24 protein-coding genes and 1 pseudogene are annotated in these 23,221 nt (G+C 60.4%); 16 read left to right on the forward strand and 9 right to left on the reverse strand.

The window, feature by feature from the left end:
• Positions 1-4,614 carry an RHS repeat-associated core domain-containing protein gene (locus HU722_RS12940; RefSeq protein ID WP_186754639.1) on the reverse strand — a complete coding sequence of 1,538 codons (4,614 nt, stop codon included), beginning with the start codon at positions 4,612-4,614 and terminating at the stop codon, positions 1-3.
• Between the two features lie 253 nt (positions 4,615-4,867).
• On the opposite strand from HU722_RS12940, the gene HU722_RS12945 reads away from it, so the two are divergent.
• Both HU722_RS12945 and HU722_RS12950 read left to right on the forward strand, forming a co-directional pair.
• On the forward strand, positions 4,868-7,369 hold the full coding sequence (locus HU722_RS12945) for a TonB-dependent siderophore receptor (RefSeq protein WP_186754638.1): 2,502 nt from the start codon (positions 4,868-4,870) through the stop codon (positions 7,367-7,369).
• A 90-nt stretch (positions 7,370-7,459) separates the two neighbouring features.
• Positions 7,460-7,789, forward strand: a complete 330-nt coding sequence (locus HU722_RS12950) for a hypothetical protein (protein WP_049713356.1) — start codon at positions 7,460-7,462, stop codon at positions 7,787-7,789.
• Between the two features lie 4 nt (positions 7,790-7,793).
• On the opposite strand, the gene HU722_RS12955 is transcribed toward HU722_RS12950, so the two are convergent.
• A complete protein-coding gene (locus HU722_RS12955; protein WP_065876112.1) occupies positions 7,794-8,693 on the reverse strand; it encodes a LysR family transcriptional regulator in 900 nt (299 codons plus the stop codon).
• Between the two features lie 109 nt (positions 8,694-8,802).
• Between HU722_RS12955 and HU722_RS12960 the strand changes: the two genes are divergently transcribed.
• From HU722_RS12960 to HU722_RS12970, 3 genes are all read left to right on the forward strand, one after another.
• Complete coding sequence (locus tag HU722_RS12960; RefSeq protein ID WP_186754636.1) at positions 8,803-9,855, forward strand: AbrB family transcriptional regulator; 1,053 nt, start codon at positions 8,803-8,805, stop codon at positions 9,853-9,855.
• A 104-nt stretch (positions 9,856-9,959) separates the two neighbouring features.
• The gene (locus HU722_RS12965; protein ID WP_065876114.1) at positions 9,960-10,406 is read left to right on the forward strand and encodes a GNAT family N-acetyltransferase; all 447 of its coding nucleotides are present in this window, start codon (positions 9,960-9,962) and stop codon (positions 10,404-10,406) included.
• Positions 10,407-10,410: 4 nt separating this feature from the next.
• The gene (locus HU722_RS12970) at positions 10,411-10,671 is read left to right on the forward strand and encodes a hypothetical protein (protein ID WP_083214001.1); all 261 of its coding nucleotides are present in this window, start codon (positions 10,411-10,413) and stop codon (positions 10,669-10,671) included.
• Positions 10,672-10,937: 266 nt separating this feature from the next.
• Here HU722_RS12970 and HU722_RS12975 read toward each other — a convergent pair whose 3' ends face one another.
• A complete protein-coding gene (locus HU722_RS12975; protein ID WP_186754634.1) occupies positions 10,938-11,882 on the reverse strand; it encodes a sensor domain-containing diguanylate cyclase in 945 nt (314 codons plus the stop codon).
• 140 nt (positions 11,883-12,022) lie between these two features.
• Between HU722_RS12975 and HU722_RS12980 the strand changes: the two are divergent.
• Positions 12,023-12,157: pseudogene (locus HU722_RS12980) on the forward strand (DUF1652 domain-containing protein); the annotation flags it as partial.
• Here HU722_RS12980 and HU722_RS12985 read toward each other — a convergent pair.
• Complete coding sequence (locus tag HU722_RS12985; RefSeq protein ID WP_167345841.1) at positions 12,154-12,294, reverse strand: hypothetical protein; 141 nt, start codon at positions 12,292-12,294, stop codon at positions 12,154-12,156. The pseudogene HU722_RS12980 and the gene HU722_RS12985 overlap by 4 nt on opposite strands.
• Before the next feature lie 213 nt (positions 12,295-12,507).
• Between HU722_RS12985 and HU722_RS12990 the strand changes: the two genes are divergently transcribed.
• From HU722_RS12990 to HU722_RS13015, 6 genes are read left to right on the forward strand one after another with little or no spacing between them, the layout of a single operon-like run.
• Positions 12,508-12,819: a YXWGXW repeat-containing protein gene (locus tag HU722_RS12990; protein ID WP_065876116.1), complete on the forward strand. Its 312-nt coding sequence runs from the start codon at positions 12,508-12,510 to the stop codon at positions 12,817-12,819.
• Positions 12,820-12,848: 29 nt separating this feature from the next.
• The gene (locus HU722_RS12995) at positions 12,849-13,427 is read left to right on the forward strand and encodes an RNA polymerase sigma factor (protein ID WP_186754632.1); all 579 of its coding nucleotides are present in this window, start codon (positions 12,849-12,851) and stop codon (positions 13,425-13,427) included.
• On the forward strand, positions 13,424-13,855 hold the full coding sequence (locus tag HU722_RS13000) for a hypothetical protein (protein ID WP_065876118.1): 432 nt from the start codon (positions 13,424-13,426) through the stop codon (positions 13,853-13,855). Before HU722_RS12995 ends, HU722_RS13000 begins: the two co-directional genes overlap by 4 nt.
• Positions 13,852-14,319 carry a periplasmic heavy metal sensor gene (locus HU722_RS13005; RefSeq protein ID WP_065946424.1) on the forward strand — a complete coding sequence of 156 codons (468 nt, stop codon included), beginning with the start codon at positions 13,852-13,854 and terminating at the stop codon, positions 14,317-14,319. Before HU722_RS13000 ends, HU722_RS13005 begins: the two co-directional genes overlap by 4 nt.
• Positions 14,316-14,528: a hypothetical protein gene (locus HU722_RS13010; RefSeq protein WP_139132535.1), complete on the forward strand. Its 213-nt coding sequence runs from the start codon at positions 14,316-14,318 to the stop codon at positions 14,526-14,528. Before HU722_RS13005 ends, HU722_RS13010 begins: the two co-directional genes overlap by 4 nt.
• Positions 14,521-15,234: a transporter substrate-binding domain-containing protein gene (locus tag HU722_RS13015; RefSeq protein WP_186754630.1), complete on the forward strand. Its 714-nt coding sequence runs from the start codon at positions 14,521-14,523 to the stop codon at positions 15,232-15,234. Before HU722_RS13010 ends, HU722_RS13015 begins: the two co-directional genes overlap by 8 nt.
• On the opposite strand, the gene HU722_RS13020 is transcribed toward HU722_RS13015, so the two are convergent.
• Positions 15,220-15,582 carry an NUDIX hydrolase gene (locus HU722_RS13020; protein WP_065876121.1) on the reverse strand — a complete coding sequence of 121 codons (363 nt, stop codon included), beginning with the start codon at positions 15,580-15,582 and terminating at the stop codon, positions 15,220-15,222. The two genes, HU722_RS13015 and HU722_RS13020, sit on opposite strands and share 15 nt — an antisense overlap.
• A gap of 125 nt (positions 15,583-15,707) precedes the next feature.
• Between HU722_RS13020 and HU722_RS13025 the strand changes: the two genes are divergently transcribed.
• Together HU722_RS13025 and HU722_RS13030 are read left to right on the forward strand one after the other, a co-directional pair.
• Complete coding sequence (locus tag HU722_RS13025; RefSeq protein WP_065876122.1) at positions 15,708-16,688, forward strand: Gfo/Idh/MocA family protein; 981 nt, start codon at positions 15,708-15,710, stop codon at positions 16,686-16,688.
• Positions 16,689-16,724: 36 nt separating this feature from the next.
• Positions 16,725-17,354: a ribonuclease T2 family protein gene (locus tag HU722_RS13030; RefSeq protein ID WP_065876123.1), complete on the forward strand. Its 630-nt coding sequence runs from the start codon at positions 16,725-16,727 to the stop codon at positions 17,352-17,354.
• Here the strand turns inward: HU722_RS13030 and HU722_RS13035 are convergent.
• Positions 17,351-17,788, reverse strand: coding sequence for an Rrf2 family transcriptional regulator (locus tag HU722_RS13035; protein WP_186754628.1), 438 nt, complete (start codon positions 17,786-17,788; stop codon positions 17,351-17,353). The genes HU722_RS13030 and HU722_RS13035 overlap by 4 nt on opposite strands.
• A 142-nt stretch (positions 17,789-17,930) precedes the next feature.
• Between HU722_RS13035 and HU722_RS13040 the strand changes: the two genes are divergently transcribed.
• Entirely contained in the window at positions 17,931-18,815 is an 885-nt protein-coding gene (locus tag HU722_RS13040; RefSeq protein ID WP_065876124.1) for an NAD(P)/FAD-dependent oxidoreductase, read from the forward strand.
• A gap of 159 nt (positions 18,816-18,974) precedes the next feature.
• Complete coding sequence (locus tag HU722_RS13045; protein ID WP_065876125.1) at positions 18,975-19,562, forward strand: LysE family translocator; 588 nt, start codon at positions 18,975-18,977, stop codon at positions 19,560-19,562.
• Here the strand turns inward: HU722_RS13045 and HU722_RS13050 are convergent.
• The 3 genes from HU722_RS13050 to HU722_RS13060 form a co-directional block, all read right to left on the reverse strand.
• Positions 19,504-20,397: an AraC family transcriptional regulator gene (locus HU722_RS13050; RefSeq protein WP_065876126.1), complete on the reverse strand. Its 894-nt coding sequence runs from the start codon at positions 20,395-20,397 to the stop codon at positions 19,504-19,506. The genes HU722_RS13045 and HU722_RS13050 overlap by 59 nt on opposite strands.
• A gap of 201 nt (positions 20,398-20,598) precedes the next feature.
• Positions 20,599-22,200, reverse strand: a complete 1,602-nt coding sequence (locus HU722_RS13055) for an ABC transporter ATP-binding protein (RefSeq protein ID WP_065876127.1) — start codon at positions 22,198-22,200, stop codon at positions 20,599-20,601.
• A 1-nt stretch (position 22,201) separates the two neighbouring features.
• The gene (locus tag HU722_RS13060; RefSeq protein WP_049708686.1) at positions 22,202-23,221 is read right to left on the reverse strand and encodes an ABC transporter permease; all 1,020 of its coding nucleotides are present in this window, start codon (positions 23,219-23,221) and stop codon (positions 22,202-22,204) included.

A 23,221-nucleotide genomic window follows, 5' to 3' on the forward strand; every position in this document is an offset into this window, starting at 1 on the left:
TCACTTCTTCGGTAGTGGGACTCTAACAACAGTGTTGTCCACATTCATGGTGTTGGCTTTAAGCTCAAGAGTCCATGTCTCCTCATGGTAGTGATGTTTGCTTGGTTTGCTGTTCATTTCGTGCGCGCCATAGCGAATACTTCTTTTTGCGTCACTAGAAACTATCCTGTCGCGATCAGGTTTTCCAGTTCGCGGGTTGGTGTTCGTGTGGGGACGTGGCCCTAGAAATTCATCCCACTTTCGGGTGGTTTCTTCCGGTTTAACTGGTTTGTTGGCATAGGTTTCTTTGTGATATCCCATTTCAGGCGGGATATTTGAGGTGGTGGGGGGGAGTGGCTCCCCATAATTAGCTTTTGCCTCCGTTTCTGGTTCTTCAGCTTCGGTCGTCGGTTTGCACTTTTTGCCACCTGGACAAGAGTTCAAGCCTAGCGGATCTACCCAACCTGTCGGGTTGGGTACGTACTGGTATGCATTGATCCCACCCGCCAGCTTCACCGGGTCAGGTGTCAGGTAGCGACCAAGATCCGGATTGTAGTAGCGATGGCGGTTGTAGTGCAGCCCGCTTTCCGAGTCGAAGTATTGGCCTTGGAAGCGCAGCGGGTTGTCGACTTTTCCTATGTCGAGGCGGGTGATTTCGCCGTAGGCGCGGTAGTGCGCGGACCAGACGATTTTGCCTCCCGGGGCGGTGAGTTCCTGTGGGGTGCCGAGGTGGTCTAGTTGGTAGTGGTAGGGCTTGGTTTCTTTTGGACCGAAGCCTTCTAGTAGGGTCAGCGGACGAAAGCTGTCCGGTTCATAGAGGTAGCTGCGGTGCCGATCCGCGTGGTGTTCGGCGATGAGTTTGTCGCCTTGCCAGAAGAATTCGGTAGTTTTGCCGTCAACGGTTTTGCTGATGCGGCGGCCAAACGGGTCGTAGCGGTAGCTGGCAGTTTGGCCGTTGGGTTGGGTGAGGCCGATGAGGCGGTGCTGGCAGTCGTAGCGGTATTCGGTGACGAGTTGATGGCCCTTTCCGCGACGTTCACGGATCAAATTGCCGAAGGCGTCGTAGTCGTAGTGGCGGTCGCCTTGGATCATCAGGCGGTTGCCGGCGACGATGTCCGGGCCGGGGCGGTCTTGCATGAGCAGGTTGCCGGCCGGGTCGTGGCCGAAGCGTTCCTGCTCGCCTTGGGAGTGATCGGCTCGGGTCAGGCGGGCGAGGGGATCGTAGTGGTAGTGGTGTTCGCCTTTGCGGGTGTCGAGGAGGCGGGTGAGGTTGCCGGATTTGTCGTAGTCGTATTGGCGTTGGTAAAGGTAGTGTTCCTGTTGGGTGACGGCGTGGGCGTGCAGGCGTTGCTGATCGTCATAGTGGTAGTGGCTGATCAGTTGGCCTTGTTGGCGTTGCTGTTCCTGGTCGGCTTTGAACAGGTGCGAGGTGAGGGTTTCACCGTTCAAGTCGACAGTGGCTAGATGGCCGCCTTTATCGTGGTTGAAGGTGAGACGGTTGTTATCCGGCAGGCGCAGGTTTTTCAGCTGACCGCAGGCGTCATAGCCATAGCGCAACGTGCCCCAGCCTTGGTGTTCAGCGGTAAGGCGGTTTTGCGGATCGTATTCGTAGGCCAGCGCCCAGTGGCCGTCGTCGACGCTTAGGAGATTGCCCTGGCGGTCGTAGGCGTAATCGACGATGTTGCCGTCGGGCAGGGTTTTTCTTACGAGTCGTCCGGCGTGATCGCGCTCGTAGCGGGTGACTAGCTGACTGCCATCGTCGCCGTGTTCGGTCTTTTCCTGAAGGTTGCCGTTCAGGTCATAAACGTAAGCGGTGCGCTGGCCGTCAAAACCAGTTTCTTGTTGGATCAGGCCGTTGCTGTGATACTGGAACCGGTAGGTTTCGCCGACTTCGTTTTCGATCTCGGTCAGCAACAAACGAACGTTGTCGTAACGGTATTTGACCTGGGTGCCATCGGCGTGGATGCGGCGGCTGATCAGGTGCAAGCCGTCGGCATATTCGTAACGGGTGACGTGCCCCAGTTCATCGCGTTCGGAGGTGATTTTTCCGTAAGCGTTGTAGGTATATTTACGCGTGTCACCACTCGGCAAGACGATTTGGACTAGGCGCCCAGCGTTGTTCCATTCGAACTGTGTGAGCGCACCATATTCATCCTCACGCGCAACCTGCCGCCCCAGATCGTCATAGCGATAGCGCTTGATACCGCCATTCGGCAATTGCTCTTCAAGCAGTTGTCCGCGTTCATTCCAGACCAGCCGCTGACAGCTGTTATCGGGATACCAAACCCCAATCAGCTGCCCGTATTTGTTGTAGCTGTAGTCCGTGGAATTGCCGTCTGGATCGGTCTTACGCGTAACGTCGCCCTGGTCATTCCGCTCATACTTCCAAACCGCTTCACCACGCCGCACAACCCGTACGAACCCATTCTCATGCTCGTAGGAAGTGGGCTCATCATCCCCCGGAAACAACGACACCAAGCGTCCGGCTTCGTCGTACTGGTAGGCTGTGATCGCGCCGAGAGGATCCTGCTCAACCGTCAGCCGGCCTTTGTCATCGTAGGACTTGAAGTGCTCAGCACCATCCGGATCCACCCGCCGCACCAGCCGCGCTCGCTGGTCATGCACGTAGACTTCCTGGCTGCCATCGGCGTTATGAACCGTGACCTGCCCGTTGTCCTCCCACACATACCGCGTGTCCATCTGCGAAAAGCTCGCCCAGTGCCGGACACACCGCGCCGCCTTGCCAGACCTTTCCCACGCCCAAAAGAAACTCGCCCCACCGGCCAGTCCGCGCTCAAGAATGACGTGCTGTTCGTCGTACCGATAAACCTCACTTTCACCTACAGCATTGGTCGCTGAAACCAACCGCCCGACATCGTCATAGGCGTAGGAAACAACGTTCTGCTCTGTCACCCAGACAAACGGACCGTCATCCACAGCCCGCTCAACCTGGTAATCCACCGCAACAATGCGGCCCGACGCATAGCGCAAAAACAACGAGCGCCCCACACCGTTGTCCAACCGCTCAATCTGCCCCAGGTAGTTACGGGAAATACGCAGCCGGTTGTCATACGCATCGCTGATCGCTGTCAGCACACCGTCGCGGAAATGGTAGAAACGCGACGCCTGAGCCAGCACCAACTCATCAGGCAAAGACCCCAGGTAGATCGCGGCTTCGGCCAGGCTGTTGGTGATTGCGGGCCGAGAAACAGACGGCAAGGGCAGGGTAGTCGAGCGATTCTCATGATCTGTCCACACCACCGAATCACCGGAAACACTAAGCCGATGTGCTAGCGAATGACTCCAGCCAAACCCCAACCCGCAATCCACTTCCACCGCACTGGTGCGATACAACCGAGTCCACTCAAACGGCAGAATCCCGTCCAGCGCACCATCGGTCAGGGTAAGCAGTTCCTCCCCGGTAACCATCGACACCGGGCAGCCATTGGTCGCGGTCTTATCCGAAGCAGCCGCCGCATCTCCCGCGGGATTTTTCGAACCAACAGGCACATCATCGACATGCTCTGTCTGCTTCAGCACCGCGTTCTGCCGCGCCTTCCAGCGCATCTGCATCGTGCCTTGCTTCAGCCCGCCAACCACCCCGCGAACGGCCACCGCCTTATAGCGATCCACGGCCTGCATAAACTTCGTCAGAATCACCAGAAGCCCCCTGACAAAGCCCACCGCCGCCTCGAGGATCTGCGCGCCATACTTGACCAAGCGCAAACTCAAATACGCCACGCCCGCCGCAGGCAACGCGATGGTCAACACCACGCCAATCACCAGGTCAATCAGCAACGCCACCACTAACCCAGCCGCCACCTCGGCCATTTCACCGGGCGGCAACGCGTCCAGCCAGATCATCGCCGTGCGCACCAACAGGAACAGCGCCGCCTCATCACTGGCCAGCAACATTGCCTGCTCCATGACCTTGGGTGCGTCTGTGGCGATTTGCGCCAACTGGGCGGCCTGATCTCCCAGTTGCTCGACGAACTTCAGTGGGTCTTCAAGAATTGCCTGCACCCGCTTGATGCTGTCCCACACATCACGGATCGCCGCCCAACTGCCCGCCAATAGGCCGCTGCCAATTGCGCTGGCAGTAGATCGCTCCCAATGCGGCTTAAACCCGGCCCACTGCGACCGAAGCCACTGCTCCAGATCCGCCATCAACCCGGCGTAAGAGGCAAACAACGCGTCCACCTGTTCCTCGGAAACGCCGCCCTGCACCCGCACCTGATACCGCCCGCCAGCCGCGCAGTGGTGTGAGCCTTTACCTTGTTCATCCAGCAAGATCACGGTGGAACTGCCGTCATCCAGCCCCATCACCTCCACCGGGATATCGCCGATCGGCACGTCATACACCGACTCGAACAGGCTCTGAATCTTCAGCTCACCGCCCAGCGGGCACTGGGCCACGGTCGCAAAGTCCGTATCAGCCATGCTCACCGACCGCTGCGAATCCCCGACCCGCAACACCCGATCCATCCCCAGCAACGACGGCATGTCCAACCCATGGCTCACCGAATCCAGCGCACGCGAATACCAGGCACCCATCTGCTGGCGATAAATCTCCAAGCTCTGATGAAAGCCATCCAGCTCAAATTCGATAAGGGCGATGTGGGAAGCGTGGGTCATCCGTGACGGCTCGGCAAAGGGCAAGGCGTCGGAGCATGCCGCAGGAAAAAGCGCCTGGATGAACGGTTGAGAAATTCAGAAAAGGCCCACTACAACGGGGAAGAAACCGCGCAGCACGAACCCCAAGAGCTACATAAAAAAGCGATAAAACTGATTGCAGCAACCACTCTCAAATAAAAATCGCTCTCATCCTTGCCCGATTCCCCGACATGGCCGTCATGGTTAATAGAACCTCCATTACGCAGGATTTCCCATGTCGCGCCTTGCTCGTCCCTTGCACCCACTGACCCTGTCAGTGGCGATGGCTTTTGCCGCCGTGCCGTTGCTGACTGCCCAAACCGTCTTCGCCGAAGAAAGCAGCAGCGCCGTGCGCAGTTTCTCGATTCCTGCCGGTGACCTTAGCCAGGCGCTCAATAGCTTGGCCGAGCAGGCGGGCCTGGTGTTGGCCTTCGATGCAAGCTTGACCCGGGGCAAGCGCAGCAAAGGGTTGAGCGGGCAATACGACACCGACGTGGCGCTGAACCAACTGCTCGCCGGCAGCGGCCTGCAGGCCATGAAACTCTCCGCCGATCGCTACCGCCTGGAAGCTATCCCGGATAACGGCGCGGCCATGGAGCTGCAGGCCACCACCATCAGCGGCGCGTACCAGGCCGAAAGCCCGACCGGGCCGGTGTCGGGCTATGTGGCCACGCGCAGTTTGTCGGGCACCAAGACGGATACCGCGTTGATCGAAACCCCGCAGTCGATCTCCATCGTCACCAAAGACCAGATGCGTGCGCAAAACGCCGAGAGCCTTAACCAGATCCTGCGCTACAGCGCCGCTGTCATCCCTGAAACCCGTGGCGCCACTGCGTCGCGTCTCGATCAGTTGACCATCCGCGGTTTCGCCCCGGCCACTTACCTCGATGGCTTGCGCATGCCTTCGAGCCGTGACGCCTTGCCGCAAAAGGATGCGTTTGACTTGGAACGCGTCGAAGTGCTGCGTGGCCCAGCGTCGGTGTTGTATGGGCAGGGCACGCCGAGCGGGGTGATCAACATGGTCAGCAAGCGCCCGTTGGACACGCCGTTTCATGAAATAGGCGTGGAATACGGCACCTTCAACAAGAAGCGCACCACCTTCGACCTCAGCGGCCCAATCGACGACCAGGGCGTTTATTCCTACCGCGTGGCAGGCCTTTTCGATGATGCCGATGGCCAGGTCGAACACACTGAGACGCGTCGCCAATCGCTCTCCAGCGCTTTCACTTGGCGCCCGGATGATGCCACCTCGCTGACCCTGCTCGGGCATTTCCAGAAGGACCCCAAAGGCGCGTCCTACGGCTCGGTGCCGGCCTGGGGGTCGGTGCTGCACAGCCCGACCGGGCGCAGCATCGATGTGGATCTCTACGATGGCGAAAAGAAGTTCGAGAAAAGCGACCGCGAGTATTACTCGATCGGCTGGGCGTTCGAGCATCATTTCGATGACGTGTGGACTGTGCGCCAGAATGCCCGTTACCTGCGCACCGAAGGCCGGTACCGCAGCCTCTACAGCAATATCCTGTTATCGGATTACCGCACCATCCAGCGGTCGACCATTGCCAGTGATGTCGATATGGATGCCTACACCCTCGACAACCAGTTGCAGGCCAAATTTGACACGGGGCCGTTGCAGCACACCTTGTTGATGGGCCTCGATTACCAGAACACCAGCACCGATACGCTGTCCGGCTCAGGCGTGTACAAGGCCGGACCTACCCTGGATATCTTTGATCCGGTCTACGGCGCGGCGGTCCCGGTGCCGGCCTACACCACCGACGGCACCTCGCGCAGCGAACAAACCGGCGTCTACCTGCAAGAGCAGATGAAGTGGGACAAGTGGGTATTGCTGCTGGGCGGTCGCTATGACTGGGCCAGCACCGATAACAGCACCCAGACCCTGCGCAGCGGCGCCAAGAGTAAATCGTCGTTGGACAGCAAGGCGTTTACGGGCCGTATCGGCCTGGTCTACCTCTTCGATAATGGCTTGGCACCGTATGCCAGCTACGCGGAGTCCTTCAACCCGCAATCGGGCACCGGGTATGGCGGCTCGGTGTTCAAGCCGACTGAAGGCAAGCAGTATGAAGTCGGCATCAAGTACCAGCCGCCGGGGAGCAACAGCTTTATTACGGCGGCGATCTTCGACCTGCGCCAGACCAACGTCCTGACTACCGACCCGGACCCCACCCACCTGTGCGGCAGCGGGCGCTGCCAGAGCCAGGACGGCGAAGTGCAATCGCGTGGCTTTGAGCTGGAAGGCAAGGCTAGCCTCAACGATAACCTGGACATCACCGCGGCCTACGCCTATCTGGACAACCGCATCAGCCAGTCCAACAACACCGTGCGCTATTCGCCCATCGGCGATATCGGCGTAGGCCCGAACCTCGCCGCCGAAGGCACCACCACCTACGCCGTACCGCGCCACACCGCGTCGGCATGGGCCGACTACACCTTCCACGATGGCCACCTCAAGGGCTTCGGTGCGGGGGCGGGCGCACGTTACATCGGCTCGTCCTGGGGCGATACCGCCAACACCCTGAAAGTGCCGGGCTACACCTTGTTCGATGCGGCGGTGCACTACGACATCCCAAACATCACCAGTCTTAAGGACAACCTGCGCCTGGCGCTCAACGCGACCAACCTGGCGAATAAAGAGTACGTCGCTTCCTGCTACTCCTACTCGTGGTGCTGGTATGGCTCGCAGCGCACCGTGCAGGCGAGCGCCACTTACCAATGGTGATGGCACTCAGTAAGGCAATTTAATGGCCCCTTTGTAACAAAATCCTCGCCAGAATCGCTTTTATTTTCAGGTGGTTAGGTGGGGATGCAAATGCGCACTGTTGGAATCATGCTGATCGCCTGCTCCCTGGCCGGCGGCGCAGCTGCCGTGCAGGCACGGGAGCTGCGCGAGGGTGACAAGTACATGTGCAGTTGGGGTGCTGGCACCGCCGCCAGGGCCCAGGAACTCAAATTGTCGGGGGTGTCGCTGTACGCCGCGCGGCAGAAAATCCAGACCATCAAGTTCAATAAATCCTGGATGCGCATGATGGCCATGGGCATCACGGAACAGACCTACGACAGCGGCTCACGGCTGAAACCCGAGGCAATTCGCCAGAGTTTCTATCAGGACTGCGTGCGCTACAAAGTTGCGCGCAAATGACCGCTTAGTGCGACAGCGGTGAGCTGGCATCTTCCTGGAAATACACCTTTGCCGTTTCAATAAACCGTCTATTGGCCTGTGACAGGTATTCACTGGCGCGCCAGCACAGGTTGAAGTGCATGAATTGCGCGGGTTCGAAAGACACTCCCGCGAGCCCCGGCTCCTGCTCTTGCACTGAACGCAGCAGGGTCGATACGCCCATGCCGCTGCGGGTAGCGGTAATCACCAGCGGGACAAAGTTGCTTTCCAGGGCGATGTTGAAACGCACGCGGGCGTTGCTGCAAAACGCATCCAGCAAATGGCGTTGCAGGAAGGTGTTGTCGAAGACCAGCATGGGTTCGTCTTGCAACCGCGCAGCCGGGATAGATGAAGCGGCCGCCAGCGGATGCTGCTCATGCATGCACAACACCATCTCGTCGCTGCCGAGCAGCACTGACTCCCATTCCGGGTCGACCCGCCGCGACTCCAGCAGCGCCACGTCAATATCCCGCGTGGCCAGGCGCTCGCTGATGTCATCGGCACTGCCTTCCACCACATGCATCGCAATGCCGGGGTAGCGCGCGCGAAATTGCATCAGCAGTTCGGGGATGTGGCGGATGCCATACATCGGCGGCACACCGACGCGGATTTCACCGCTGTGCAGTTGCGTCAGGTCCTGCAGCTCACGGCGTGCACCGGCCAGCCCCTCCAGGCAGGCTTCGGCGCGCGTCAGGAACAACTGGCCTTCAGCGGTCACGCTGATTTGTCGCGTGGCGCGGTTAAACAGCGCCACGCCCAATTCTTCCTCGAGTCGGCCAACGGCCATGCTCAGTGCCGGTTGCGCCACATGCAGCGCCTGCGCCGCCTTTGTGAAGCTGCCTTGGCGGGCGATCTCTACGCAGTACTCCAGCGCTTTCAGGTTCATACGGGCTCGCATAACAAAGAGTGATGACTGGTTTCACAAATGGATATTTTCTGTGATGCGAACGAGTCTATAACCTGTCGGCATTCTTCTCCATGCCGAGTGCTTCCTGATGCCCAATCTTCGCCAATACTGGCTTGTAACCCTGATCGTCGGCGCTTTGGGCGGCAGCATTGCCAATTGGGCGGGGTGGCCGTTGCCTTGGGTGATTGGCGCGTTGGTCGCGGTGATGTTGACTCGCTGCGCCGGCAGCCTCGTACCGGAAATCCCCCATGGTCGCCAAGTCGGGCAGCTTATCGTGGCAGTTGCCATTGGCTGTCATTTCACATTGCCAGTGATGCAACAGGTGGCGGCCCATCTCGGGCTGATTCTCTTTGCGGTGTTACTGACGCTGGTGTTGGCGTTGTGTTCGGTGCTGGTCCTGCATCGCTGGGGCGTGCCCTTCGGCACCGCGTTCTTTGCCTTGATGCCAGCCAACTCCAGCGAGATGGTGCACCTGGGCCGACAACGCCAGGCGGACACCAGTTTTATCGCCGCCGCCCACAGCATTCGCCTGCTGCTGATCCTGTTGACGGTGCCTGCGGTCGCAACCTTTGGCATGCCGCAGGTCGTGGCCCATGCCCCGTTGCCGGTGATCTGGCCGTGGCTGATTTTCATCCTGGCGATGGGCTGGCTCGCGGCGCTGGGTTTCAAACACTGCAAGCTGCCCAATCCCTGGACGTTCGGGCCGTTCCTGATCTGCGCGGTGGGGGTGGGCTGCAATAACTTGTCAATGAGCATGCCGGGCTGGCTGAGTGGCTGCGGCCAGTTGTTGATCGGCTGTGCATTGGGCGTTGCGTTTGACCACAGCTTCTTGCGCCGCGCCCCAGGACTACTAAGCAAGGTGCTGCTGCTGTTGACGGGCTCGGTGATCACCACGGCGATAGCCGCATGGGCGCTCGGCGCCGGCTTGGGCATGCCATGGCTGTCGCTTGCCCTGGGCATGATGCCTGGCAGTGCGCCGGAAATGAGCCTCACCGCCGAGGCCTTGGGCCTGGCGGTGACACTGGTGACAGCGATGCAGGTGATCCGCATGTTGGTGATCCAGGCGGCGTGCCTGCCGCTGTTTCGCCTGCTGGACCAGACCGCGCCGGTCCAAGCACCGGCCAGTGCAAACGCCGCGTAAGCCTGGCCAACTTCGTCCTCGCACCTGTAGGGCGCTTTACAAATCCACGACATTCACTGTGTTTCTATTTGCATACAATTGCGTCCTCTATCAGGGAGGCCAGTATGCAAACGCTAATCCGCACGGCGACGCAGGACGATATCGACACGCTGTTCAGCATCCGCACGTCGGTGGTGCAGAACCATTTGAGTGTCGAACAGATGGCTGAGTTGGGCATCACGCCGCAGGTGCTGGCTTCGAGCATCGAAGCAGCGCCCTGCGTGTGGGTCGCTGAAGTGGATGGCCGCGCCGTTGCCTTTGCCATGGTCGACCTGGCCGAAGGCGAGGTATTTGCGCTGTTCGTACGGCCCACTCACGAAAACCTGGGCCTGGGCCGTCAACTGATGGCGGTCGCCGAAGCCGCGCTGTTTGAACACCATGACCGACTGTATCTGATCACCGATGGCCGCGACGAAATACGCGCCAACGGTTTTTATCAGCGGCTGGGTTGGGTCGTGGTCGGCCAGGTCGACGGCGATGATGTGCGATACGAGAAGAGCAGGGCGCAGTAGTCTCATGAACGCGCCCGAGCCTTCGTCTTCTAACAGCGTGCGCTACTTCGTGCTCGGAGTGCTCTGCGTTGCAGTAGTGCTGGGGATTTATTTTGTCCAGCTCAACGCCCAGGTTGACCGCGAGCGGGAAGCCGCCAACGAGCGCTTGGCACTCTGTCGGCAGGTGGAAAGTATCGCGCGTTCATTACTGCCTAATAGCCTTGATACACGCGAGACATGTGAGCCGTTGAACGGGCGTATGTCGAAAAGTGCGACGCTGCCTTAATTCAATAACCCTTTTTTATAAGTGGAAATTTGGGTGGTACTTGCACCAAAAAGTGGCACTCATAGCGTCCGCCACCTTAAAAAATGTGTGGTTATTGAATGACTTACAGCGCTTTTAATCCGACGAAAGGATTAAAATAATCTTGTTACAGCTTTTTACAGTCGTTACTATAGCCGGGCGTTCACCTCCCACGGTTTATGCATTTTTAAATCCCAAGTTTCCATCAGCTACTTGGGATTTTTTTTGCCTGCAATTTGACCTCAACGTCAAACTTCACCGGTGGCGAACTCTGCACGCATCCGCCCGTTGCGTTTGGCCTGGTACAGCAACTTATCGACCTTTTCGACAAACTCCAGCATCGGGCTATCGGGTTTTACGATGTGCGTGCCGACGCCCAGGCTCAAGGTCAACAGATTCGATACCGCCGAAAAACCATGTTCGATCTGCTGCTGGCGAATCAGGTGCAGGCAGCGTTGCGCCACTTGCCTGGCCGACGCTGCATCGGTTTCCGGCAGCAACCATACAAACTCTTCGCCGCCGATACGCGCAATGAAATCCCGTGGCCGGTTGGCCGCCTGTGACAGGGTGCGCGCGACTTGGCGCAGGCATTCGTCGCCCTTGATATGGCCATAGTGGTCGTTGTACTGCTTGAAAAAATCGATATCCAGGATGATCAGCGACAGTGGCAACTGGCTGCGCTGGGCGCTGGCCCATTCCCGTTCCAGCACCGTGTCGAACATGCGACGGTTAGCGATGCCGGTCAGTCCATCCTGATAGGAATATTCCTCAAGTTGTTTTTGCAGGCGCACCAAGTGTTCTTCGGTCTTCTTGCGCTCGCTGATATCGAACATAAAGCCGATCAGCGCGTCGACTTCGCCGTCCTTGCGCACCACGTGCACCACGTCGCGAATCCACACGTAGTCGCCATTCGCGGTCAGCGCCCGGTAATCCGCCTCGTGGTCGACGCCTGCGCGGGATTGCGACACGCAGAAATTCACCACGTATTCACGGTCGTCCGGGTGCATGCGTTCGACCCAATCGTCCACGCTGACCCAGCTTTGCGGGGTCCAGCCGAGCAGGGGCTCGATCTGCGGGCCGATATAACTGAAGGTCATGCTCTGCCAATCAATGCGCCAGGGGATGGCCTTGGTCGACTCCAATAACGTCTTGTACACATCGCTGTCGGGCTGGCTGGGAGGGTCGATACTCATGGGGGCTTGGCTCAGAGTGATGGCGAAAGGCCAAGAGCCTCTTGTGATCGACGCGTGGAGTCAAGTGCCCTCCGAAACAGCAGACGAGAGGTTGCAGGCAGGGGTTTTTGACGTCAGCGAATCGACATCTTCGAACGGTGTCCGGCCGGGTCGACCTGCTGCTGACCGGCGTGTCCCCCGAGGGTTTGGACAGCATCCGTTCCATCTCAAACCTGATTGTCGAGTTGCGCACCGAGATCAAGGCCGGGCGCCGTGGGTTTGCGGGAGTAGGCTAGCCGTTGACGGTGTGGGTCGGTGTATCGAGCGCGCCGTAATAGCGCCAGCAACAATGGCGGTGTTCCGGCAGGATCACGCAGCCGCTGAGGCTGACGATCAGCAACGCGGCAACCAGCATGGAAAGTCGACGGTACATGGTGTGTCCTCTTGGGTTGATAGGCGTTAATCCTTCAACGCTGCCAGCGGCGTAAATCCGTCGCGAAGCTTTCAAACATTTCATCAAGCGCCGCCATCCCCCGGGCAATACTGCCTGCGCAAATAACCTGCACATTCTGCGACGGATTTTTTTGCACCCACCGTTCAACCCATCAGCAACCCGCACTTTCGCGCGTTGAATGAAGGAGTTGCCATGAGACCCCTGGCCAAATTGCGTTTTGCCTTGCTTGCTCCGCTGGCGCTCGCCGCGTTTGTCAGCACCCCCACGTTTGCCCAGACCGAAATCATCATCCGCCAGGCGCCGCCGCCGGAGCGCGTGGAAATGATCCCCGTGGAGCGCCCGGGTTACGTCTGGGACCGTGGACACTGGCGCTGGGAGGGACGCGGCTACGCTTGGAAGCCCGGCCACTGGCAGCCTGTGATGCGCAATGCGCGCTGGGAACCTGGCCATTGGGAAGCCCACGGCCCCAATTGGTACTGGCGTGAGGGGCATTGGATCCGCTGAATCAGCCACCCGGACTGAGAGTTGCCCGATTGAAAGACACTGATCCGGATGTTGAACTGCTGGCACGCATCGGCAACAACGAACCCGCGGCCGTCAACGAAATGGTGACGCGCAAACTGCCGCGTCTGCTGGCGCTTGCCAGCCGGATCCTGGGGGATGCCGACGAAGCCAGGGACGTGGCCCAGGAAAGTTTCCTGCGCATCTGGCGCCAGGCGGCGAGTTGGCGCAGTGGCGAAGCGCGCTTCGACACCTGGTTGCATCGGGTCGCGCTGAACCTGTGCCATGACCGCCTGCGCCGGCGCAAGGAGCGCCCTCTGAGCGACGAGGAAGCGCTGGCGCTGGCCGACAGCGCGCCGTCCCTGGATGAGCAGCTGGAAACCGCCGACCGCAGCGAACGCATGGCCGCCGCCCTGGCGGTATTGCCCGAGCGCCAGCGCGAAGCCATTGTGTTGCAGTACTACCAGGAGCTGTCGAACATCGACGCCGCGGCCCTGATGAATATCAGCGTCGAGGCACTGGAGAACCTGCTGTCGCGGGCCCGACGTCAGTTGCGCAGCAGCCTTGCCGACACACCCGGGCTTGCCCGCCCAGGAAGGGGAAAGACATGACACCCGAACGATTTGCGTATCTGGCCGACGCCTATGGGGCCGATTTAAAGCGCTGGCCTCTGGCGGAGCAAGGCGCAGCGCAGGCACTGCTTGAAAGTGCTCATCCCAGTGCCCGCGAGGCCTTGGAGGAGGCTGGTTGGCTCGACGTCCAGCTGAACAGCTATCTACTGGCGCTCACCGACCCGGCGCTGGCGAGGCAGATCCGCCAGTCTGCGCCGCGCCGCAGGTCGTTCTGGTCGCGCTACGCCAACTGGTTATCGCCGGCGGGCTTGGTGGGCGTGGGCATTGCCGGCATCGTTACCGGAATGCTGGTAGCGTCGATGAGCGTGCCGCTGCCCATGTTGTCATCCGAAGTGTTGCCCAGTGTCTTCGACCAGGGCGATGCGCAAGTGATCTTTACCGTCAACGCCGAGGACACCGAGCAATGACCGCTAAATCCCTGAAACCGTGGTTGCTTGTCTCGGTATTGCTCAATGTATTTTTGATCGGCGGCGTAGGCGGAGGCCTCTACCATTGGAGGGTCAACGCCAAGCCCGCCGTAGCGATGGTCAACCAGCACGGCCTGCGCCAGGCCATGGTCAACTTGCCGCCGGAGCGGCGCAGGGAGTTGCGTCAGCTGTTGCGCCGTAACAGCGCTGACAGCCAGCCGCTGGTCATGGCTGGCCGTGAGGCGCGGCTTGGGGTGATCAAGCAGTTGGAAGCGCCGGCGTTGGACCGGGATGTGCTGGTGACTGAATTGGCCAAGGCGCGTGAGGCGGATATGGCGCTGCGGGCGTTGGTGGATACGACATTGGCGCAGTTTGCCAGTACGTTGCCTCGGGAAGAGCGGCAGACGTTGGTGGAGGCGTTGTATGTGCGCGGGCAGATGGCCGGGAAAAAGCCTCGGTCTTGAGCATTGGTCTTGGCGACACCAAGGATCAAAATGTGGGAGTTGTCGAGCGCCAGCGAGGCTACGATGGCATCGCCGCGCAGCAACTGCCAGACCACAACACCCGCATCGCAGAGCACGTTCAACTTGCTTCCTTTAGCAGTTCGCGGTTATTACCTGAGCCGCGTGGCAACCCTCTAAAACCTGATTCGCAAGGACCGCTCAATGATTGACCCCCAGGTACTGCAACAACTGGCCCCCAACGGCGTGCTGTGCGCCGCCATCAACTTCGGCAACCCGGTGCTGGCGCAACGCGGTGCGGGCGGTGAACCCCTGGGCGTGTCCGTGGCACTGGCCAAGGCGCTCGCCGATGAACTGGGTGTCGAGTTGGAGCTGATCACCTTCGAGTCGGCGGGCAAGGTGTTTGCTGCATTGGCTGAGGATGTGTGGCGCGTGGCGTTCCTGGCCATCGAGCCGGTGCGTGAGCAAGAGATTGCCTTCAGCGCGCCGTACGTGGCAATCAAGGGCACCTACCTGGTGGCGAAGGACTCACCCTTCACGCAGGTTGCGCAATTGGATGCGCCGGGTCGACGTATCGCCGTCGGCCAGGGTGCGGCCTATGACCTGTATTTGAGCCGCACGGTCCAGCATGCCGAACTGGTCCGGGCACCCACCTCATCTGCGGCGGTAGACGTGTGTATCGAGCAAGGCCTGGACGCAGCGGCGGGCGTACGGGATTTCCTGCAAACCAGGGTTAACGAGCAGTGGCGGCTGGTAGAGGATGACTTCATGACCATCCGCCAGGCCATGGCAGTACCGATTGCGCACGCAGCCGCTGCCGCGTTCGTCAGATCCTTTGTCGAACGGCAAAAAGAGAATGGCAGGGTGAAGCGAGGATTGTTCGCCAGCGGGCAGAGCGCTGAACTACAGGCGACGTAGGAAGGATTTAACGATGTGCCGGGTGGCGTCGGTGGTGTCGAGTTCTTCCATCGCGCCGTAGGGATGCCACTGGCAATCGATTATTTCGTTGCAAGGTTTTGCATCGGCGATGTTCACAACGGATGCTTCGAAAACGTGGTGAACGGTGTCGCGGGCTTTCAGCTCCTGCAAGTAGAGCAAGCCGTCCACGTTCAATCCGGTTTCTTCTTGCAGCTCGCGTTCGGCGGCGCCGACCGGGCGCTCGTTGCGTTCTACCTTGCCGCCCGGCAAGGCCCATTTTGATCTGGCCTTACGCACGAAGAGGATATGCCCCTCGTGTTCGCAGATGACCGTGGCGCGTATTTTCATCGTTTAGCCCCGCAGCGCAATGAATGTCATAAAAGTGTAATGCAATTGTCATGCTAAGTGGTTATGGCGCTGACGTGTGGGGATGTGGATACTGCCCGATTGATCAAAACGGACGAGGAGAGCAGATGAGCACCGTACGCTGGGGCATGATCGGCTGTGGCAGTGTCACTGAATTGAAGAGTGGACCGGCTTTCTACAAAGCGCCAGGTTCTGCGCTGGTGGCCGTGATGGGGCGCCGTGAAGCTGCTGTGCGTGATTATGCGGCACGCCACGGTATTGCACGCTTTTATACCGACGCCCAGGCACTGATCAACGACCCCGACGTTGACGCGGTCTACATCGCCACGCCGCCCGACAGCCACCTCGAATACAGCCTGATGGTGGCCGCAGCCGGCAAACATTGCTGCGTCGAGAAGCCCATGTCGCTGAATGCCGAGCAGAGCGCATTGATGCAGCGCACCTTCGAACGCGCCGGTTTGCATCTGTTTGTCTCCTACTACCGCCGCTCGCTGCCGCGCTTCCAGCGAGTGCGTGACTGGCTGCGGGACGGACGCATCGGTGAGCTGCGTCACCTGAGCTGGACTTTGTGCAAACCTGCGGGTGCCGACGACGCCAGCGCTGCCAACTGGCGTACCGACCCGACGATTGCCGGTGGCGGCTATTTCGCCGACCTGGCCAGCCATGGCTTCGACCTGTTCCAGTACCTGGCCGGGGACATCATCGAAGTCTCGGGCTTCACCGCGCGCCAGGCCGGGCGCTATGCGGCCGAGGATGCAGTGACGGCGTGCTGGACCTTCAGCTCCGGCGCGCTGGGCATGGGCTGCTGGAACTTCGTCGCGGACCGGCGTGAAGATGTGGTCGAGATGATCGGCAGTCGTGGGCGCATCCGGTTCTCGGTGTTCGAGGACCAGCCCCTGCACCTTGAGGGCGAGACCCATGAGGTGCTGGAAATACCCTGCCACGCGCATATCCAGTGGCATCACGTATTGGCCATGAATGCGCATATCCGTGGCGAAGCCGAGCATCCGTCATTGGCCATCGAAGCGTTGAAGACCGATCGGATCCTGGACAAGGTGCTACAACGTAACCCTCATCATCCTGGGTAGTCGCGATAGGGTTTTCTTTTTCCAAGGAACAGACCGATGAAATATTGGATGATGGTGTGGCTGGTACTCGCCACAAGTGCAGTGGCGGCCCCGCGTAGCCAAGGCACGCCGGGAGAGTTTGATTTCTACGTGTTGTCGTTGTCATGGTCGCCAACCTTCTGCCTCACGCACCCGGACAATGAACAGTGTTCGGGCAAGGGCTACGGCTTTGTGCTGCATGGCTTGTGGCCGCAGTACGCACGGGGAGGGTGGCCGGCTTCGTGCTCAGCGCAATCGCAGTTGAGTCGCGAAGAAATCGAAAAGGGTGCTGCACTGTTCCCGACCCGTTCACTGCTCCGGCACGAATGGGCCAAGCATGGCACCTGCAGCGGGCTGGAGCCGCTGGCGTATCTGGAAAAAACCGACGAGGCGCTAGGCGTGGTGACCATTCCGCAGCAACTGCAGCCGTTCAATACGCCGCCATCGTTACAAGCCCGTGAGATCGAGGCGTTGTTTCGTGAGAGCAACCCGCGCATGGGCAACCATGGGCTGGCGGTGATCTGCAAAGGTAAAGTGTTGTCGGAAGTGCGCGTGTGCCTGACCAAGGACCTGGCCTTCGCCGGTTGCCCGCGCAGCGTCAAAACCCAGTGCCGCGACGGCGATATCCGCATTCCCGCCCAGCGCTAGGGCAGCATCGCGACGCGGGAGCGCTCGTCAAAATCCTCGGCCAACTGCGCCAGCGTGACCTTGCCCAGGCGTTCCAGCAGCAACGCCTGGGCTTGCTCGAAAGCCCCCGTGAGTGCCGCATTGACGGCCTGTTCCACCAGGCACTCCGGATGATCGGTGGACAGGCCGATAGCAAACAGCGACGGCGTGCCCAGGGCGTTGTGAATATCCAGCAGGGTGATTTCACTCAAGGGCTTGCCCAGGCACCAGCCGCCCTGGTGGCCTTTTTCCGAGCGTACGTAACCCTTTTCCTTGAGCAGCCCGAGCGTGCGCCGCACCACCACCGGGTTGGTGCCGAGCATCTGCGCGATGGTCTCCGAGGTGGCGCGCTCTTCATGGCGGCCCATATGGATCAACACGTGGAGCATGCGCGAGAGGCGGGTGTCGTTTCTCATCAAGGGATCTCTGATCAATTCGGCGGAAAGTATCGTTTGTAACCTGAAAAGTTGCGAGACCCTTGACGGGGTATTTTCACGTAACTTATGGTGTGTCGTGAAAGCGCTCGGATAACCGAGTGCACCACCTGGGGTTACTTTCATGATGTACGACGTGATTATCGTGGGCGGCAGCTATGCCGGGCTGTCGGCGGGCCTGCAATTGGCGCGGGCGCGACGCCAGGTGCTGGTGATTGATGCAGGGCAGCGGCGCAATCGCTTTGCGGCCACGTCCCACGGTTTTCTCAGCCAGGACGGCCAGGCGCCGGCGGTCATCGCCGCGCAAGGGCGCAGCCAATTAATGGCGTATCCGACCGTCACCTGGGTGCAGGGCAATGCGGTGCAGGCGGTGGCGCAGCCGGAAGGTTTCAGTGTGCGCACCGAACATCACGCTACGTTTCACGGTAAGCGCCTGATCCTTGCCACCGGCGTGGTCGACGACTTGCCTGACATCGAAGGCCTCGAAGAGCGTTGGGGCAAGCACGTGTTCCACTGCCCTTACTGCCATGGCTATGAGCTGGATCAAGGCCGCATCGGCGTACTGGCCACATCACCCCTGGCCATGCACCACGCGCTGATGCTGCCCGACTGGGGCACCACCACCTTGTTCACCAATGCTGTGTTTACCCCAGATGCCGAGCAGCAAGCGCAGTTGGATCGACGTAGGGTCAGCGTCGAACACGGCGCTGTACGGCGCATCCGCGGTGAGCGCGCCGACCTGGAATTGGATGATGGCCGGGTGTTCGCCCTCGATGGCATCTTCACCATGGCGCGCACTCGCATCAGCCCATTGGCGGAGCAACTGGGCTGTGAGCGCGTCGATGGCCCGACCGGCCGTTATCTGCACACCAATGAAATGCGCCAGACCTCCGTGCCCGGTGTGTTTGCCGGTGGTGATGTCTCCCTTGCCGCCGGTTCCGTCGCGCTGGCCGTGGCCGAGGGCGTGCGTGCCGGCGTGGGCGCGCACTTCTCGTTGATCGACGGTTGAGGCGCCCAGACGGCACTGGCACCGCGCCGGGCACGTGAAAGCCCGGGATCGGGAGTTGTTTGTCAAATAAGCCGGCGGGGGGCATTTTCTTCAATACCGCCGCTGTTTTGCCCTTTACCGTGATGCCATCTGCACCCATCACCCTAAAAGGGAACCTCCATGAGCTTGATCATTTCCATGGCTGCCTTCGCCCTGGCGACCTCCATCACACCGGGGCCGGTGAATGTCGTCGCGCTTAGTACAGGCGCACGCTTCGGTTTTGCCGCCAGCCAGAAACACGTGCTTGGCGCCGCCGTGGGCTTTACGTTGCTGTTGGTGTTGATTGGCCTCGGCTTGCATCAAGTGCTGCTGCGTTGGCCGATCCTGACCCAGTTGATCCAGTGGGGAGGGGTGGCGTTTTTGCTGTACATGGCCTGGAAACTGGCGGTGGACGACGGCCGGCTGGACGCCGACGGCACGGCCACTGCGCCGTCGATACTCTATGGCGCGATCATGCAGTGGCTCAATCCCAAGGCCTGGCTGGCCTGCGTGGCGGGGATGGGCTTGTTTGTGGCGGATGGCGATACCGCACAGGTCTGGCTGTTTGCGGCGATTTACCTGGTGATCTGTTACCTGTCGGTCGCTTGCTGGGCCTACGCCGGCACGTTCCTGCGTCGCTACCTCAGCAACCCCCAGGGCGTGCGGCTGTTCAACCGCTCGATGGCCGCGTTGCTGGTGGCCAGTGTGGGTTATTTGCTGATGGCTTGAGGCGGTCACGGTACTGCCCCGGCGTGGCGGCGAAATGCTGTTTGAACGCGCGCTGGAAATGCGCCTGGTCGGCAAAACCTGCGGCCAGGGCCACATCGGCGATCAGCTCGCCCTGGCGCAATTGCGTACGGGCGAACTGGATACGCTGGTTGACCAGGAAGGCATGGGGCGTCAGCCCGTAATACTGCTTGAAGGCGCGGATCAGGTAAGACGCCGACAACTCGGCCGCCGCGCAGATATCTTCCAGTTTCAACGCCAGGGTGCAGTGTTCGCGGATGTACTCGGCGGCGCGCTCCAGCTTGTGGTTGACCTCGCGTACCGGGGTGTCGGAGGGGTTGAGGCGCTGTTGCACCTCGGTGAAGTAACTCACCAGCGCGCTCTGTTTTTGCAGGTGTTCAGCCTGTTCGTCCACCAGTATTCGATACAACGCCAGCAGGCCGTTGTACAGCAGCGAGTCACGCGTGTAAGGCGTATCAAAGGGCCGGTAACCCTGGTCCGTGCTGAAACCCAACTGGTGCTGCAAGTCGGTCAGCCAAGGCGTGTCGAGGTACACCATCTGGTAGGACCACGGTTCATTCTCGATGGGATTGCACGCGTGGACATCACCGGGGTTCATCAACACCACGGTGCCGGCGCTGATCTCAAAGGTTTGCGCGCCGTAGTGGTAGTAGCTCCTTCCGGTGGTGATCGCACCAATGGAAAAGTGCTCATGAGCATGACGGGTGTAGGTGACCTTGCGCCCGTCGTCGATGGTCCGCGCTTCAATGAACGGCAAGCGCTCATCACGCCAAAAGCGTGGTGCGTGTGCGGGGTGAGCGGTGGTGTTCAACGACATGGCGGTGGTTCCATCCCTTGAAATCGAGGCAAGATCATTGCACAGACCGCCAGGGTCGTCAGCCCGCAAATCGGTCAAAAATGTGGGAGCGGGCTTGCTCGCGAATGCGTTCGATCAGTGAATACATCGTTGGCTGACACACCGAGTTCGCGAGCAAGTCGAAGCGTCGAACCGCCGCTCCCACATGTCTATCTATGTACGTCAGGCGGGTACGAGGAAGGCGGCTTCCAACAGTTGTCGAGTATAGGCATGCTGCGGATCGGCAAAAATCGCCCGCGCATCGCCTTGCTCCACCACCTGCCCGTGCTTGACCACCATCAACTGGTGACTCAACGCCTTCACCACCGCCAGGTCATGGCTGATAAACAGGTAGGTCAGGTTGTACTTGGCCTGCAAACTGCGCAGCAGTTCCACCACTTGGCGTTGCACCGTGCGGTCCAGCGCGGAGGTGGGTTCGTCAAGCAGGATCAGGCGAGGCTTGAGCACCAGCGCGCGGGCGATGGCAATGCGCTGGCGCTGGCCGCCGGAGAACTCGTGGGGGTAGCGGTGCCGGGAATCCGGGTCGAGGCCCACTTCCTTGAGCGCTGCGATGATCGCCGCTTCCTGCTCGGCGGCTGTGCCCATCTTGTGGATGCGCAGGCCTTCGCCGACGATCTCGCTGACGCACATGCGTGGGCTCAGGCTGCCGAATGGGTCCTGAAACACCACCTGCATTTCCCGGCGCAACGGGCGCACCTGTTGCTGGGTCAGTTGATCCAGTTGCTGGCCTTCGAAGCGAATCCCGCCCTTGCTGGCGATCAACCGCAGAATCGCCAGGCCCAGGGTGGATTTGCCCGAGCCACTTTCGCCGACGATGCCCAGGGTTTGCCCCTGGGGCAGGCTGAAGTTAATGCCGTCCACCGCCTTGACGTAATCGACGGTGTTGCGCAAAAAGCCCTTCTTGATCGGGAACCACACTTTCAGGTCATCGACTTCCAGCAACGGCGGGCCGACTTCATTGGTCGCCGGCCCGCCGCTGGGTTCAGCCGCGAGCAGTTCCTGGGTGTACGGATGCTGAGGTGATTGGAACAGCGTCTCGCAATCGGCCTGCTCAACGATGCAACCCTTTTGCATCACGCACACGCGATGGGCGATACGCCGCACCAGGTTCAAGTCATGGCTGATCAGCAACAGCGCCATGCCCAGGCGTGCCTGCAACGCTTTGAGCAATTCGAGGATCTTCAATTGCACCGTGACGTCGAGGGCGGTGGTCGGCTCGTCCGCGATCAGCAACTCCGGCTCGTTGGCCAGGGCCATGGCGATCATCACCCGCTGGCGCTGGCCGCCAGACAGCTCGTGGGGCAGGGCCTTGAGGCGCTTGTGCGGTTCGGGAATACCCACCAGCTCCAGCAGTTCCAGGGTGCGCAGGGTGGCGGCCTTGCCGGTGAGCCCCTTGTGCAGGCCGAGCACTTCGTTGATCTGCTTTTCGATGTTGTGCAGCGGGTTCAACGAGGTCATTGGCTCCTGGAAGATCATCGCAATGCGGTTGCCGCGAATGTGCCGCAGGCTTTTTTCCTGGAGCGTCAGCAGGTCTTGCCCGGCGTAGTTGATGGTGCCGGATGGGTGCCGCGCCAGCGGGTAGGGCAGCAAGCGCAGGATCGAGTGGGCGGTCACCGATTTGCCCGAGCCACTTTCGCCGACCAGGGCCAGGGTTTCGCCGCGCTTGATATCAAAGCTGACGTTGTTCACCACACGGTGGTGATGTTCGCCCGTGACGAACTCGACAGAGAGGTCGCGGATTTCGATCAGATTGTCCTGATTCATCTCATTTCCTCGGGTCGAAGGCATCGCGAGCAGACTCGCCGATAAACACCAGCAAACTCAACATGATCGCCAGCACGGCAAAGGCACTCATGCCCAGCCACGGCGCTTGCAGGTTGGATTTGCCCTGGGCCACCAGTTCACCCAGCGACGGCGAACCGGCCGGCAAGCCAAAGCCAAGGAAGTCCAGCGCGGTGAGGGTGCCGATGGCGCCGGTAAGAATGAACGGCATGAAGGTCATGGTCGACACCATGGCGTTGGGCAGGATATGCCGGAACATGATCGCGCCGTTCTGCATGCCCAAGGCCCTGGCCGCGCGCACGTATTCCAGGTTGCGTCCGCGCAGGAACTCGGCGCGCACCACGTCCACCAGGCTCATCCAGGAAAACAGCAGCATGATCCCCAGCAACCACCAGAAGTTGGGCTGCACGAAACTGGCGAGGATGATCAACAGGTACAGCACCGGCAACCCGGACCAGATCTCCAGGAAGCGTTGCCCGGCCAGGTCGACCCAGCCGCCGTAGAAGCCCTGCAACGCGCCGGCGATCACGCCGATGATCGAGCTGAGCACGGTGAGTGTCAGGGCAAACAGCACCGACACACGAAAGCCGTAGATCACCCGCGCCAACACATCGCGGCCCTGGTCGTCGGTGCCGAGCAGGTTGACGCTAGAGGGTGGCGCCGGAGCTGGCACTTTCAGGTCGTAGTTGATGCTCTGGTAGCTGAACGGGATCGGCGCCCACAAGGTCCAGGCATCCTTGGCCTTGAGCAGTTCCTGGATGTACGGGCTCTTGTAGTTGGCCTCCAGCGGGAATTCACCGCCGAACGTCGTTTCCGGGTAACGCTTGAGCGCCGGGAAGTACCAGCCGCCGTCATAGTGCACGGCCAGCGGCTTGTCGTTGGCAATCAGCTCCGCGCCCAGACTCAGCACGAACAGCACCAGGAACAGCCACAGCGACCACCAGCCACGCTTGTTGGCCTTGAACCGCTCGAACCGGCGGCGATTGAGGGGGGACAGGTTCAT

It is taken from the genome of Pseudomonas tritici (assembly GCF_014268275.3).
In the GTDB taxonomy this organism is placed as follows: domain Bacteria; phylum Pseudomonadota; class Gammaproteobacteria; order Pseudomonadales; family Pseudomonadaceae; genus Aquipseudomonas; species Aquipseudomonas tritici.